A 16,472-nucleotide genomic window follows, 5' to 3' on the forward strand; every position below is an offset into this window, starting at 1 on the left:
CACAATGCGGTGTTTGCTGCTAATGCCATTGCCTGGTGTATTGAAACGGCGGAGGCGAATAGAAAGGCTCAGAAACAGTAAGGTTAAGAGGTAAAATTATATATGGTAGGCAGGAATGCTGAGTGTCCCATTTCAATATAGATAGAACTTATATGCAAATTGTATCGAAATGTATGATTTTTTACATCCGAAATAACTTTTTATTCTCAATATTAGTTTCTATCTTTGTAACTCAGATATTCATAGGGTATTTGAAACTATATTTTGATGATTGACAAAGTAAAAATATATTCTAAAGCAAAAAAGGAACAGATATTAGTATCGTGTTCCTTTTTTTTACCTACCCCTTGGACTAGTAATTTTTTATTTACCTTTTATAATTCATTTGTAAGATGCAGACAGACAAACCTGTTCGATTAATTCTTGACGATGGGACGATCTTTGAAGGACGGTCGTTCGGTGCCGAAAACGCGTCGGCCGGAGAAGTAGTCTTCAGTACGGCGATGGTCGGATATCCCGAAAGCTTGACCGACCCTTCGTATCTGGGGCAGATACTCGTAGTCACCTTTCCGCTTGTAGGAAATTACGGTGTACCTGAAAATACCTTTACCAATGGTATTTCTAACTTTTATGAGTCGGGACGAATTCAGGTTAACGGGTTGATTATCTCCGATTATTCACACGAATATTCTCACTGGAATGCCAAGAAAAGCTTAGGTGAATGGCTAAAAGAGAATAATGTACCCGGTATATATGGTATAGATACCCGGGAATTGACAAAGCTTCTTCGTGAGAAAGGCTCGATGAAAGGTAAAATCGTTTTCGGACGCGAAGATGAAATCGATTTTTTGGATCCGAACCTCGAGAATCAAGTGGCAAAAGCTTCTTGTAAAGAAGTAATTACGTATGGAACAGGTAAAAAAAGGGTGGTATTGGTAGACTGTGGTGTTAAACACAATATAATAAGGTGTCTGCTTAAACGGGATATAACACTGATACGTGTGCCTTGGGATTATGACTTTAACCAACTGGAATGGGATGGTTTGTTCATATCCAATGGCCCCGGTAACCCCGATTTTTGTGAAGCAACGGTACAAAATATCCGTAAAGCAATGGAAGGAGATAAACCTATCTGTGGGATATGTATGGGTAACCAATTGTTATCAAAAGCCGGAGGTGCTACCATATATAAATTGAAATACGGGCATCGTAGCCATAACCAACCGGTAAAAATGGTGAACTCGACACGCTGTTTCATTACATCTCAGAATCATGGGTTTGCAGTATCCAACTCGTCTCTGGGAGCCGATTGGGAACCTTTATTCATCAACCTGAATGATGGTACGAACGAAGGAATCAAGCATAAGACTAAACCGTTCTTTTCTGCACAGTTTCACCCCGAAGCTGCCAGCGGACCTACTGATACAGATTTCTTATTCGATATGTTTTTTGATAAATTATAATATCTCTACATATTCGAGTAATTGTAAGTATTTAAAGATATAAATAGGTCTGAGACCTAGGTTTAACTTATTTCATTAAAGATTTAAAATGGACAATAATATAAAAAAGGTATTAGTACTGGGTTCCGGAGCTTTAAAAATCGGGGAAGCAGGCGAGTTTGACTATTCGGGCTCTCAGGCTCTGAAAGCTTTGAAAGAAGAAGGTATAGAGACAGTACTTATCAACCCCAATATTGCAACAGTGCAAACATCGGAAGGAAGTGCCGATAAAATATACTTCCTGCCTATTACTCCGTATTTTGTGGAGAAGGTGATTCAGAAAGAAAAACCCGAAGGAATACTTCTGGCATTCGGAGGACAAACAGCACTGAACTGTGGAGTACAGCTGTTTGAACAGGGAATCCTGAAAAAATACAACCTACAGGTATTGGGAACGCCTGTTCAGGCTATCATGGATACCGAAGACCGCGAATTATTCGTGAAGAAACTCGATCAGATAGATGTGAAAACTATCAAAAGTGAAGCTGTAGGTACTATCGAAGATGCTGTAAAAGCTGCGGCCGAACTGGGTTATCCTATAATTGTGCGTGCAGCGTATGCGCTCGGAGGTTTAGGATCGGGGTTCTGTGATAACGAGCAGGAACTTCGCGCTTTAGCCGAAAAAGCATTGGCTTACTCGTCACAACTTTTGATTGAAAAATCGCTGAAAGGGTGGAAAGAGGTTGAGTATGAAGTAGTACGCGACCGTTTCGACAATTGTATGACTGTTTGTAATATGGAAAACTTCGATCCGCTCGGTATTCATACCGGAGAGAGTATCGTAGTTGCGCCATCACAAACGCTGACTAATACAGAATATCATAAACTGCGCGAAATAGCAATCCGTATCGTTCGCCATATCGGTATAGTAGGGGAGTGTAACGTGCAATACGCCTTCGACCCCGAATCGGAAGATTATCGTGTGATAGAAGTAAATGCCCGTTTGAGCCGTTCTTCGGCACTGGCATCTAAGGCAACAGGATATCCGCTCGCTTTTGTTGCTGCTAAACTTGGTTTAGGATACGGCCTTTTCGACCTGAAAAATTCGGTGACCAAATCGACAAGCGCATTTTTTGAGCCTGCACTCGACTATATAGTAGTAAAAATACCTCGTTGGGACTTAGGTAAATTCCATGGAGTATCTAAAGAGATCGGATCGAGTATGAAATCGGTTGGTGAGATTATGGCTATCGGCCGTAGTTTCGAAGAAGCCATTCAGAAAGGACTTCGTATGCTTAACATCGGTATGCATGGATTTACAGCAAATAAGTTTCCGGATGTGGAAGATTTGGACAATGCTTTAAGGAATCCTACCGATAAGCGTATTTTCTGTATTTATCAGGCATTTGCCAAAGGATATGACATCGAGCAGATTCACGAACTGACAAAGATAGACCGCTGGTTCTTACAGAAACTGCACTATATATTCCAGAAATCGGAAGAACTGAAAAAGTTCGATGATATACAATCATTACCACTCGAAACACTTCGCACAGCTAAGCAACAGGGATTCTCTGACTTTCAGATTGCGAAAACGGTTTGTAAAGAGCCTACATTGGTTGACAGTGTGGCACGCGAAGTACGTACTATCCGTAAACAAAACGGAATTGTTCCCGTTGTGAAACAGATAGATACACTGGCGGCCGAGTATCCGGCTCAGACCAATTACCTGTATCTTACTTACAACGGACATGCCAATGATGTGAAATATTTAGGAGACCATCGTTCGGTGATAGTGCTCGGATCGGGGGCTTACCGTATCGGATCGTCCGTAGAATTTGACTGGTGTTCGGTTAATGCCTTGCAAACCATTCGTAAAGAAGGATACCGCTCGGTGATGATCAATTACAACCCCGAAACTGTATCGACCGACTACGATATGTGCGACCGCCTGTACTTCGATGAGTTGACATACGAGCGTGTGATGGATATCATAGAACTGGAAAATCCTCACGGAGTTATCCTTTCGGTAGGAGGGCAGATACCTAATAACCTTGCTATCCGTCTGGATGATGCAAAGGTGAATATTCTGGGAACAACTGCTAAGAGTATAGATAATGCCGAAGACCGCCATAAGTTCTCGAGCCTGATGGATAAGATCGGAGTAGACCAGCCACGTTGGCAGGAACTGACTTCGCTCGAAGATATCAAAGGGTTTGTAGACGAAGTAGGATATCCGGTTCTGATACGCCCATCATATGTACTGTCTGGTGCAGCGATGAATGTCTGCTCTAACGACAAAGAGCTGGAAAACTTCTTAGGATTAGCTGCCGAAGTTTCCAAGAAACATCCTGTAGTGGTGTCTCAGTTTCTCGAAAATGCGAAGGAAATAGAAGTAGATGCTGTCGCTCAGAACGGAGAGATAGTAATGTATGCTATATCGGAACATGTGGAGTTTGCCGGAGTACACTCGGGTGACGCTACAATACAATTTCCTGCACAACGTCTGTATGTGGAAACAGTAAGACGGGTGAAAAGGGTTGCCCGTGAAATAGCTAAGGCGCTGAATATATCGGGGCCATTCAATATACAATTCCTTGCCCGTGACAACGAAATCAAAGTGATAGAATGTAACCTGCGTGCTTCGCGCTCGTTCCCTTTCGTATCTAAGGTCTTGAAGATAAACTTTATTGAACTGGCTACGCAAGTAATGCTCGGACAGAAGGTCGAAAAGCCGAATAAAGATGCCTTCGATTTAGACTATGTCGGTATCAAGGCTTCGCAGTTCTCTTTCTCCCGTCTACAAAAGGCAGACCCTGTTCTTGGGGTAGATATGGCTTCAACAGGAGAGGTAGGATGTATAGGAGACGATTTTTACGACGCTATGCTTAAATCGATGCTTTCGGTAGGATACCGTATACCGAAGAAAACAGTATTGTTCTCTACAGGACCGGCTAAATCGAAAGTAGAACTTCTGCAAGCTGCACGCTTATTGCATCAGAAAGGGTATGAACTGTATGCTACAGGCGGATCTCAACGCTTCTTAGTTGAGAATGGTGTACCTGCTACTCAGGTGTTCTGGCCTACAGAAGACCTGAAGCCCGGAGCATTGGAAATGATTCAGGAGAAGAAGATCGACTTGGTCGTAAATATCCCGAAAGACTTTACCAGCAGTGAGTTGGATAACGGATATAAAATACGCCGTGCAGCTATCGACTACAATATACCGTTACTGACAAATTCGCGCTTGGCTTCGGCATTTATTCAGGCATTCTGCACGCTTGATGTAGATGATTTGGATATCAAAGCATGGAATGAGTACGAGTAAGATATTAAAAGATCATACTGTTAATATAGATATTGGGTTAAAATATTGTTTTAATCCAATATTTGTATTAGGAATATTAAATACAGCTTTTTTATTATTTAAATACTAATATCTATGAAAGAGAATATGTGTCAAAAGTGTAATACAGAGAACCCAGTTAATGCAAAGTATTGTTCTGGATGTGGATATGAACTAGAAAAACCTGTAGAGGAAAATATTGTTACACCTACTATTTCCAGGCAAAGTTCTATTAAGGAAAAGACTAAACCTTTTATGTCAATACTAGGAGTAGTAATTGGTTTATTAATAATGTTTGCCGGACAACATTTTTTATTCCGGACTCCTTCTATTGATAAAATTATGATGGAAACTGCAAGTGAACTAAATAAATCATGTCCTGTGATGATAGATTCAGAAACGAGATTGGATAATACGTCCGCGCTTCCGAATAATACTTTTCAATATAATTATACTTTAATAAATTGGGAGAAGGATTCACTTGATGTGGCTGCGTTAGAAGATTACTTGGAGCCCAATCTTATTAATAATGCGAAAACTAATCCTCAAATGAAGTCTTTGAGGGATAATAATGTAATTTTGAATTATTCATATAGAGATAGGACTGGAATACATTTATTTATAATATCAGTAAAACCTGACCAATATAAGTAGATGTGTTTTATGGACTTTTAAGGTTAAGGTATTATATTGAATATAGATCAAAGCATGGAATGAGTACGAGTAAGATATTAAAAAATCAATAAATGAAGAAGGTTGTCGTGATGGCAACCTTTTTTATTATGTTTGTATGCAACGTTTAACAAAATTACACATCATCTATAAAGACTAACTTAACAATTTTATACCATGAAAAAGAATCTACTATTATTAGTACTATGCTTTTTTTCTTTCAGTTTTCTGATGTTATCCTGTTCTGATGACGATAATAGCAATGATAATTTTCCGGGTGGAACATCTGCTAAACTTTTACCGGTAAAGGTGAAAGGAGATAGAGGTATTAAAGAAGCCAGCTATGAATATGATGATAATAACCGTCTGATACAATACAAAATAACCTGGCCATCCTCGAAATCAAATGACTACTTGTTGTATAAGATTAACTACAATACGAATGGAAATGTGAGTGAAATGCAATACACTATGTTTACGGGAGGAAAGATAGATGCAGAATACACTATTTCTTATAACTATAATGGCGATTTGATAACGGTCATAAATGATGGATTGTATATGGTCGGTGATCAGAAAATAAAGATAGATGGATCAGGACGGATATTGGAGTTGAAGCAATTGGAAGAAAGGACTAATAACAGTGTGTATTACAGCGAAAATTTCGAATATGATACTAATGGGAATATAAAGAGCAAAAATACTTCTAATTCTCTCTATTCAACTTATACTTACGATGATAAAAACGGAATATTTAAATATGTAAATACTCCACAATGGTTTTTGCAGAGTCAGTTAGGAGGCTTATTTACATTTAATAATAATCCGGTGGAAGAAAATGCCGGATATAGATCAGATGAGGTTGCTTTGAGAGGAGTTGCGCCCGGTTTTAAGATAGAATATACCTATAATGAAAATGGATATCCGACGAAATATACTTCTCCTTATGTAAGCGATATTATAGGTGAATCTCTCGACTCTTATTTTAAAATTGAGTACAAATCGGCTAAATGATACATTGAGGATTTTAAATTATAAAACAAGAAGGATAGAGAAAGAAGTATCCTTCTTGTTTTTTTATTATATGTTGGGTTATAAAAAAGCTGGTTGTGTTGAAGTGTATTTTAGTATTAAACGCTATTGTAATGTTAATATTATTTGTTTATATTTGCTAAAAAGGTAAAGTAAACAACACTCCGTTAAGCATTTTCAAGATTGATGTCATATCTGGGCTTTAGAGGTTTTCCCGTGGTGTCTTCTTGATAAAGTACGTAACTTAAAAAATCGAAGCTTATGGATATATTGCATACACTATTCAATCCATTGATCAATGGTATTACGACAGTATTAATGATTGTAATTGTTATATACTGGCTGTTTGCACTCATTGGGGGATTGGGGATGGACGACCTTGATCTGGGGATAGATTTCTCTCACGATGTGGATATAGATGTAGATGCCGGTGTTGATATTGACCACGACGTGAATGTGGATGCTGGAGGTGACGGTGGAGGAGCATTTCTGCAAGCGTTGCACTTTCTCAATCTGGGTCGTGTACCGTTTATGATTGTGTTGACTGTATTTATATTTATCCTCTGGATGAGTACGCTCCTTATTACTCATTTTTTCGATATTTCGTCGTGGGGATCGTTGTCAGCTTTGCTCCTGTTACCGATCGCTATATTCGGTCTGATTTTAACCGGATGGGCTACTAAACCTTTAGCGAAGTTCTTTCATCATATAGGCTATAATGGAGAAAAAGCGATCAACTTTTTCGGATGTTCCGGTAAAATGTTATCAACGATAGATGGAGAGAAAATCGGGGCAGCCGAATTCCTTATCGGGAAGAATCCGATGAAACTGAATGTCAGAAGTATGCAGGGCGAAAAACTATCGTATGGTGATGATGTGATAATAACACGTATGCCTGAAGAAGGCAATATATATTATGTAATTAAAAACTGAAAAATATAATAATAAATATCATAAACACTTTAGAAAAAATATGGAATTAGCACTAATTATTACAGGAGCAGGGTTGTTTCTGTTACTTCTATTTTTGGGCATTTTAGCCTCATTCTACAAAAAAATCCCACAGGGGAAAGCCATTGTCCGTACCGGAGTGGGAGGTACAGGTGTAGCATTTAATAAAGGAATGTATGTTGTTCCGATTTTCCATAAGATGGAAATTATGGATATTTCGATTAAGAAACTTGAGATAGAGCGCATGCAGCACGATGGCCTTATTTGTAAAGACAATATTCGCGCTGATATCAAAGTAGCGTTTTTCGTGCGGGTAAACAAATCGGTAAATGATGTAATTAATGTGGCTCAAACATTGGGTTGTGAGCGCGCGAGTGATATTTCGACTCTGAAAAATATATTTGAGGCGAAATTTTCCGAAGCATTGAAAACCGTAGGTAAAAAGTTCGATTTCATAGAATTATACGAAGCTCGCCGTGAGTTTCGTGACGAGATTATCAATATTATCGGTACAGACCTTAATGGTTATAATCTGGATGACTGTGCTATCGACTATCTGGAACAGACCGAGATTCAATTTATGAGTCCCGATAATATTCTTGATTCCGAAGGTATCCGTAAGATAACACAACTTACCGCAGCACAAAACATCAATGCTAACCAGATACGCAGGGATGAAGAGAAAGTGATCAAAAAGCAAAATGTAGAAGCGCGTGAAGCTATTCTGGAACTCGAACGTCAATTGGCGGAAAAGGAGGAAAAGCAACGCCGTGAAATAGATAACGTGAAGTCTCGCGAAGGCGCTGAAATACAAAAAGTAAGAGAAGAAGAACGCCTGAAAGCAGAAACTGTCCGCATTAGTACAGACGAACAATTGGCCGTTCAGGAAGAAAACAAACTTCGTCAGATTATTATTGCTGAGAAGAACAAACAACGTACGGAAGCTATTGAAGCCGAACGTGTTGAAAAAGACCGGGCTCTGGAGCAAACCGAACGTGAACGTATTGTTACTTTGGCACAAATAGATAAGGAACGCGTACTCGAAATCGAAAAGAAAAATATTCAGGATGTTATTCGCGAGCGTGTCGAAGTTGAAAAAGGCGTAGTGGAAGAAACCCAGAATATCAAGGATATAGAAGCATTCCGCGAAGTAGAACGTAAGAAACACGTCGGTATTACTACTGCTGCGCAACTGGCGGAAGAAAAACTGATAGAAACTGTAAAAGCTGCGGAAGCAGAGAAGAAAGCTGCGGAAGAAAAGGCAAAACAATTGCTGATAGATGCTGATGCCAAGAAAGAAGCATCAACCAAGCAGGCCGAAGCCCGTAAGATATTGGCAGAGGCTCAGGCTAAAGAAGATGCAACCTACGGTCTTGCTGAAGCTGAAATAATGAAAGCCAAAGCTGCTGCTGCAGAACAACAAGGTACAGTAGAGGCTGCTAATATAGAAAAGAAAGCCAAAGCCGAGGCAGCAGGTATTGAGGCAAAAGCGGAAGCTAAGAAAAAAGAAGGGCTTGTTGATGCTGAAATTACCAGAGAGAAGGCTCTTGCTACTGCTACCGGAGAAGCCAGCATTATCGAGAAAAAATCTGTTGCCGAAGCTGCCGGAATTGAAGCTAAGGCTGATGCTAAGCGTAAAGAGGGCTTGATGGAAGCTGAAGTTGCCAAAGAAAAAGCTCTGGCCGAAGCATCGGGTATAGAAGAAAAAGCCGACGCAATGAAAAAGCTGGACGGAGTAGGTCGCGAACACGAAGAGTTCAAGCTACAGCTACAAAAGGAAAGAGATGTTGAATTGGCACAGATCAATATTCAGAAAGAAATTGCTGATGCTCAGGCGAAAGTGCTTGCCGAAGCATTGAAATCTGCGGATATAGATATTGTGGGTGGCGAAACTATGTTCTTCGATAATATAGTGAAACAAATATCTAATGCTAAAGGCTTTGACCGTTTGGTAAACGAAAGCGATAATATCAGCCAGATTAAGAAAGCATTATTAGGCGATGGTAAAAACGGAGGCGAACTAATGGATCGTATCAGGTATTTTGTCCGCCAATATGGAATCTCTACTGAAGATATTAAGAATCTGAGTATTGCCGCGCTGATATTTAAAATGCAGAGCCAATGTACCAATAGCGAGGATAAAGGAGTATTGGACAATCTTCTGAGCCTGGCTAAATCTATGGGTATATCCAATAATAAACTGTCATAAGGATCGAGGAATAAAAGAGAGCCCGTGATTTTAACGGGCTGCTCTTTCCTTATATAAAAGGTCTGGGAACGATGAAAGGTTTTACATTGTTTATAGTCTTTTTCTTCTTATTATTCTGGGGAGCATGTGGTAATGTATCTCAGGAAGGGAAGATTGCACATGTAGAACCCCGCCCGATAGTTATACAACCTATAGGCGGTTTTCCGGATAAGCAGGCTCAGGTACTACTTAAAATGTTGAAGGAAGTAAATCCGAATGTATCGGTTGCTCAACCTATACCAATGTATAATAAAGCATATTTCGAACCTTTGCACAGATACCGGGCAGACTCTTTACTGCATTATCTGTATCGTAAGAGTTACAGGCGAAAAGATGCTATAGTATTGGGCTTAACTTACAAAGATATAAGTACTACCACTCACGGATATTACGATTATGGAGTAATGGGATTGGCACGTAGCCCCGGAAATGTCTGTATAATATCTACTCATCGCCTGTCGAAACGGAAAAAATATTATTATAACCAGATGTTTAAGGTTGCGATTCATGAGCTGGCTCATACCGAAGGGTTAGGGCATTGCGACCTGAGCAATACCTGCTATATGAAGGACTGGAAATACAAAAGCCCGACACTCGAAGAAGATGAGTTTTGCATAACCTGTAAGACCTACTTACAGAAAAAAGGATGGAGACTCAAGTAATGTTGAATTTTTATTTAATAGGTTCTTATTTTTCGTGATTGGAGAATGAATAAGTTCAAAAAATACGGAGCTAAAATATTTGTAACAAGTTTAGTTGTTTTGTTACTAACCATGTTTGGTGTAATTACTGATATTTCATTCAAGTTGAGTTGGTTGAATATGGCTTGCTCTTTCAACATATATATAGTGGTAGTACTTGTGCTGGTATATTTGGGGAGGACACTGAAAAATAAAATATTGAAAGTTATATACATATTACTTGTATGTACTCCGTTCATGCTTATTTCAGTGCTGGTTTTTCTATTCAGTTTGTCGGGATATAGCGGCGGTGGAGGATATTATTATAATAAAACCATTGATGAAGGAAGATATAAAGTGAGGAGCTATGTTGAATCCTTCGATAATACAGAAGAAACAGTGGCGACAAAAATATATAAGGAAATAGGCTACTTGCCTTTTCTCGAACGTCTTATTTATAAAACCACCAACATAAACGAATATATAAAGAATACAGAATATAATACCGGAAGGATATTTATATATCGGAATAATGGAAATGGTTTGCAGTGGATGGAAACAGTTAATGTAGATAAATTATAAGCAATAATAAATATTTGATAATGTATTTTCGAATATGACTAAGTATTGTTGCTTTACTTACAAAATCAATAAAAAGGCTTTAGGCCTTAAAACGATATATGCAGGAAATAGAAAATAATAAAACTGCCGATTCTCTCGACTCGGGTACTTATGAGATAATACGTAAGCGTCTGCAGGTACAGAAAGACGATTTGCTCGACCGCCTGGCTTCGCTCAACGATGCACGTAAAGAAGTATTTACGTCAAGTGAGTTTTCTCTGTTGGCTAATCAGCGGATCGATACCGACAATAATTGTGTTGCCCGGGGAATCATGGCTTTGGGTAATCTTTGTATTTTTGCCTATAACGTTCATTTCGGCTTGCGTTCCGATATACAACTCAGCGATGTTTTCAGTATTTATCGTTTCGAGGATAGTCAGTTTATACCCCAGCCTCTTGACATAATTGATGATGAGGCTTTTCTGAACGATTATAAAAACCTGTATAAGTATTACAGGGATTCTATATTCTCACGCTTCCGTAAGACCGAAAATTACCTGTATATGATTTTTCAGACAGGTAAGACGGCAAATGATGCAAAAGCGTTTAAATGGCTGATCAAGGACAATAAGCTGATCTATCAGGACGACCGTAGTATACACGAAGTCGTAAAATCTCCGCAACACGAGTTTAAGTGGACGAAGACTTCGCTCGAAGACCGCCGGTTAGGAACGTTTCCGCATATGTCTATTCTCGATAAAGTATTTATTGAGGCTTTAGGTGGTGATATTACGTTCAAGATAGAGGACAATACCCAGACAGGTAAAGGAATCTATTCCGAGAAGGTAGAAAATAAAGACCAGCAGTTAGACGATGCCGAATATTACTATGCCGATCTGGGCAACATCATACTGATCCGTATTAAACCTTATCAGGAAGATTTCCGGGCATTTGTATTCAATACACGCACCAAAGAAGTCATAAATATACATGCCCTGAATGAATCCGGGGTGCTGCTGCCTGAAGGGCAAGGTATTATCTTCCCTAATGGCTACTATTTGCAGAGTGGCGATCATAAGGTATTTGAGAGTGAGCTTAGTAATCTTGAGTTTATCCGGAAGATAGCATCGCCCAATGGCGAAGATTACTTATATATTTTTTATCAGAACGAGAGTAATACTTATGTTCTGATGTCATATAATATTATCCGGCAACAAGTTGAGACACCTATTATCTGTAATGGTTTTACTTTCTTCGGTGACGGGTCTCTTATCTATTTCCGGTCCGAGAAAGAAGCTACCCGGCACCATCAGGTGCAGATATGGCAAACACCTTATATGACCGAATGGACAGAGAGTGCCGGTAAGAAAGATAATTTCCTTTACAAGATAGGAAATAAAAGTATTGTACGGGCTATGGCCGAATGTCAGGAAGTTGTATTACTGATAAATAAGGAGGATTCTTACGAAGGCTTGTACGAAGATATTGTTAAGAAATCAAACGATATAGTTGATGCCTATTTCTGGGTCTCGGGCAAAGAAACCTATTCGTTGTCCGAACCTCTAGTACAAATACGGGAAATAGCTAATACTGCTATTGATGAGTTTGATAAAGTACAGAATCAGAAAAAGCATGCAGAGGAAACTCTTCGGGATACATTCGAAAAGGTAGAAAAGCTACTGTTTGAAATAAAGAATGCCCGTTATTCCACACTCGACCAGTTGGTAAAACAATTAGCAGACACCCGCCGGCTTCATGGTGAAGTTATAGAGCTGGGTAATGTTAAGTATATCGATGTTGATAAAGTTGCCGAATATAAAGGGATCTTAAACGATGCAAGCCAGAAGCTGTCTACACAGACAATCGCTTTTCTGTTGAAGGATGAGGCTTTGATACCTTATGAGCAGAAAGTAGAGAAGGAGAGGGCAGAGGTTGATAATGTAACCAAGGTTATAGATGCCCATAAAATAGAAGAGAATTGCAAACTGATATCGTCTGAATTGGAACTGTTGATAGATATACTCAATAGTCTAAAGATTGAGGATACGACAGAGGCAACCCGTATTGTAGAAAAGATATCCCTGATATTTTCGTCCCTGAATGAAGTGAGAGCACAGCTGAAACGTAAAATCGATTCACTGAAAAGTCAGGAAGCGATAGCCGATTTTAAAGCTCAGCTGACCTTATTGGAGCAGAGTATAGTTAACTATCTGGAACTGGCTACTTCGCCCGAGCGGTGCGACGAATATTTTACGAAAGTAAGTGTACAGGTAGAGGAGTTAGAAAGTAAATATGCCGATTTTGATGACTTTATCTTACGCATAGCCGAAAAACGAAACGATGTAATCAAGGCATTTGATGGAAAGAAAGCTCAGCTGATAGAGCAGATCAACCGCCGTACATCGTCATTGGAGCAAATAGGGTTGCGGGTACTAAAGAATGTGGAGAATAAGGCGCAGACATTCAAATCGAAAGAAGAGATTCAGGCATTTTTCTCTACAGACCTGATGGTTGATAAAATACGGAAGCTTGTCGAAGAACTTAAGTCTTTGGGAGATGTATCGAAAGCAGAGAATCTTGAAAACAGCCTCAAAACCTCGCTCGAAGATGCTTTACGAGTATTGAAAGACCGTACCGAATTGTTTGTTGACGGCGATAATATCATAGCACTTGGTTCTCATAAGTTTGCGGTAAATAAGCAATCGCTGGATCTGACGATTGTACGTCGCGACAATAAACTGTTTTACCACCTGACCGGAACTAATTTCTATTACGAAATGAAGGACGGTGAGATTAATCACTACCGCGATATCTGGGAACAGGAGATTGTTTCAGAGAATAATATTGTATATAGGGCTGAATATCTGGCTTATCTGGCTTTTGTAGAGAGCCAGATAAATCCGGCGTTTAATTTAGATGCTTTTGTAACCCGGCGTGTCGAACAGAATTATTCGGAATCGTACATGAAAGGTGTACACGATTTTGATGCAAAACGTATTTTCGAAACATTACAAAAATTATATCGGGATATGGGATTGCTGGCATTTACCCCAAGGGTAAGGGTTGCCGCGCAATTATTCTGGTATATGCAGAAGCCGGAAGATAAAGAACGGCTATTCAAGCTGATAAGCTCCGCTAATGTGGTATTAAAGGCATTTCCTAATTCGGGAAATTATGAATATGTTTTGGTTCAGGTAAAAGATATGTTCGGGCAATGGAATACATACTTCTCCGTACCGGATGGATTTGTCGAAAAGGTAGCTGCTTACCTTTTCCGTGAGTTTGCCGATTCGCAGATATTTACCTGTAGCGAGCAAGCCGGTTATTTGAGAGGAGAGTTCAATAAATATTTGAGTACAAATGGGTTGTTGGAGAATTTTGAAGGTGACGCCGGTAATGAAACTTTTGATGCTGTTGACCGGTTTTATCTGGTTCAGAGCTGGTTGAACTCATTTGTGGATCTTTCAGCCGAACTTACCCCTTATAAAAAATATGTAGAAGAAACCGCTTGCCTGCTTTTACTGAAAGCACAGGAATATAATACTCATACAGCTCCTGATAAAAATACAATTGATGACCTGAGAGGTAGCCATACTGTTATCGGAGATGGAATTTACACTTTAGATTATCATACTTTTATCGATCGGTTAAGCTATTTTGTAGAGAAGAGCGTGCCTGCTTTCGATGCTTTTACTAAGCAGAAGGAGCAGCTTATTACGGCCTTCCGAAAATCGTTGAAGTTAGATGAGCTGAGACCCAAAGTATTAACATCGTTCGTCCGTAATAAGCTTATAAATGAGGTATACCTTCCCCTGATCGGGGCCAATCTGGCTAAACAGCTAGGTGTAGCCGGAGAGAATAAACGGACAGCCCGTATGGGAATGTTATTGCTGATTTCTCCTCCCGGATACGGTAAAACTACATTGATGGAGTATCTGGCTAAAACTATGGGACTGAATTTTGTGAAGATAAATGGCCCTACTATCGGGCACTCGATAACATCTATTGATCCGACCGAAGCGAAGACTTCCGGTGCTCGGGAGGAATTGAAAAAGATAAATCTTTCGTTCGAAATGGCGGATAATGTAATGCTTTATCTGGACGATATTCAGCATTGTAGCTCCGAATTTTTACAGAAGTTCATTTCTCTTGCCGACGGGCAGCGAAAAATGGATGGTATATATGAAGGGGAGAGCAAGACTTACGATCTCCGGGGAAAACGTTTCTGTGTGATTATGGCAGGTAATCCCTATACCGAGAGCGGAGATAAGTTCCAGATTCCTGATATGTTGGCAAACCGTGCCGATGTATATAACCTGGGCGATGTGATAGGAGGGACTGAGCATCTGTTCAGATTAAGTTTATTGGAAAATGCAATTGTGGAGAATCCTTATTTACAAAAGGTTGCAGGAAAGAGTTTCAATGATTTTTATGCCCTTGTTAGTTATGTCGAGAGTCGTACGGATGTTTTACCCGATCTGGAAAGTAACCATACTCAACAGGATGTTGACGATTTTATCGCAGTCGTCCGCAATTGTATAATTATCCGCAATGTTGTGCTCGAAGTGAATAAAAACTATATATCGAGTGCTGCTATGCAGGATGCTTATCGGATAGAACCGCCATTTAAGTTACAAGGTTCGTACCGTGATATGAATAAGATGGTAGGACAGGTGGTGCCGTTGATGAATACTAAGGAGATAAATGCTTTGGTGTTGTCCCATTACGAGAGTGAGTCGCAGACCCTGACCGCCGATGCTGAGGCCAATCTTCTGAAATTGAAAGAAATTGCAGGATTACAGTCGGGTAGTGATCGCGACCGTTGGGAACAGATTAAAGAAATATTTAATAAGAATAATAAGCTTGCCGGATTTGATAAATCGGATCAGGCAGGATTGGTATTGGCTCAACTTGTAGAATTTAATGAAAATCTGGAAGGGATAAAGTTTGCTCTTCGGAATAATAAAAATAATGATCTTGAAAAATAAGTATTTGTTTATAAGTTTTTTATCAGTTGTTCTTTTGTTGACAGCCTGTACCGGAAATAATCCGCTTAGTAAAGTAAATGTTGATAAACCCCGTATCTCCTATGGTGGGGTATCATTTAATTTTCCGGAACAGTGGAAGCTCGAAACTGAGAATATTGATAATGGAGATATCTCTTATATTGATATTGCAGATGATGAGGATCTGTATATGAAAATATGGATAATGAATTTTGTGGATATCCCGGAGAAGAAGCTGGAAAATTATCTTTTAGATTGGGGGCCCGAATATAAAGTAGAGTCAGAGGCAGTAGCTTCTGCCCGTTTTGGCGAGTATGATGCCAAGATGCGGAAGTATAGTGTAAGTCTTAATGATCTTGCCGTTTATGGAAATGCTTATTCGTTCTGCTACGGTGGAAAGACTTTTTTAATAACGAAACATTCGGAGAGCAGAGTGAAACTGCAGCATTCATTTTCTTTGATAGAAAGTACATTTCATATAGAATAGATATTATTTACGGAGATAATACTGAAAAAGGATATGCCACGAAACAG

Annotated in this window: 10 protein-coding genes; all 10 read left to right on the top strand. The window is 39.4% G+C overall.

Annotated elements, in window-relative coordinates; all coding sequences use genetic code 11:
• Positions 1 to 392: 392 nt before the first annotated feature.
• The 10 genes from carA (at position 393) to BUC12_RS13700 (ending at position 16,425) form a co-directional block, all read left to right on the top strand.
• Positions 393 to 1,463 carry a glutamine-hydrolyzing carbamoyl-phosphate synthase small subunit gene (gene carA, locus BUC12_RS13655; RefSeq protein WP_062179198.1) on the top strand — a complete coding sequence of 357 codons (1,071 nt, stop codon included), beginning with the start codon at positions 393 to 395 and terminating at the stop codon, positions 1,461 to 1,463.
• 88 nt (positions 1,464 to 1,551) lie between these two features.
• A complete protein-coding gene (gene carB / locus BUC12_RS13660; protein ID WP_062179195.1) occupies positions 1,552 to 4,770 on the top strand; it encodes a carbamoyl-phosphate synthase (glutamine-hydrolyzing) large subunit in 3,219 nt (1,072 codons plus the stop codon).
• A gap of 114 nt (positions 4,771 to 4,884) precedes the next feature.
• Positions 4,885 to 5,442, top strand: coding sequence for a zinc ribbon domain-containing protein (locus BUC12_RS13665; RefSeq protein WP_062179192.1), 558 nt, complete (start codon positions 4,885 to 4,887; stop codon positions 5,440 to 5,442).
• Positions 5,443 to 5,637: 195 nt separating this feature from the next.
• Entirely contained in the window at positions 5,638 to 6,474 is an 837-nt protein-coding gene (locus tag BUC12_RS13670; protein WP_062179189.1) for a hypothetical protein, read from the top strand.
• Positions 6,475 to 6,753: 279 nt separating this feature from the next.
• Positions 6,754 to 7,425 (top strand): OB-fold-containig protein, encoded by a 672-nt coding sequence (locus tag BUC12_RS13675; protein ID WP_062179186.1) that lies wholly within the window; start codon positions 6,754 to 6,756, stop codon positions 7,423 to 7,425.
• 40 nt (positions 7,426 to 7,465) lie between these two features.
• Positions 7,466 to 9,652, top strand: a complete 2,187-nt coding sequence (locus BUC12_RS13680; RefSeq protein ID WP_062179183.1) for a hypothetical protein — start codon at positions 7,466 to 7,468, stop codon at positions 9,650 to 9,652.
• A gap of 71 nt (positions 9,653 to 9,723) precedes the next feature.
• Entirely contained in the window at positions 9,724 to 10,353 is a 630-nt protein-coding gene (locus BUC12_RS13685) for a hypothetical protein (RefSeq protein ID WP_062179180.1), read from the top strand.
• A gap of 45 nt (positions 10,354 to 10,398) precedes the next feature.
• Complete coding sequence (locus BUC12_RS13690; RefSeq protein ID WP_062179177.1) at positions 10,399 to 10,953, top strand: hypothetical protein; 555 nt, start codon at positions 10,399 to 10,401, stop codon at positions 10,951 to 10,953.
• Positions 10,954 to 11,051: 98 nt separating this feature from the next.
• Positions 11,052 to 15,920, top strand: a complete 4,869-nt coding sequence (locus tag BUC12_RS13695; protein ID WP_062179174.1) for a DNA repair ATPase — start codon at positions 11,052 to 11,054, stop codon at positions 15,918 to 15,920.
• Positions 15,910 to 16,425 (top strand): hypothetical protein, encoded by a 516-nt coding sequence (locus tag BUC12_RS13700; protein ID WP_139262062.1) that lies wholly within the window; start codon positions 15,910 to 15,912, stop codon positions 16,423 to 16,425. The genes BUC12_RS13695 and BUC12_RS13700 overlap by 11 nt, the downstream gene beginning before the upstream one ends.
• Positions 16,426 to 16,472 lie beyond the last annotated feature (47 nt).

Source organism: Indolivaga macrotermitis, from assembly GCF_900128985.1.
Lineage (GTDB): Bacteria > Bacteroidota > Bacteroidia > Bacteroidales > Dysgonomonadaceae > Dysgonomonas_A > Dysgonomonas_A macrotermitis.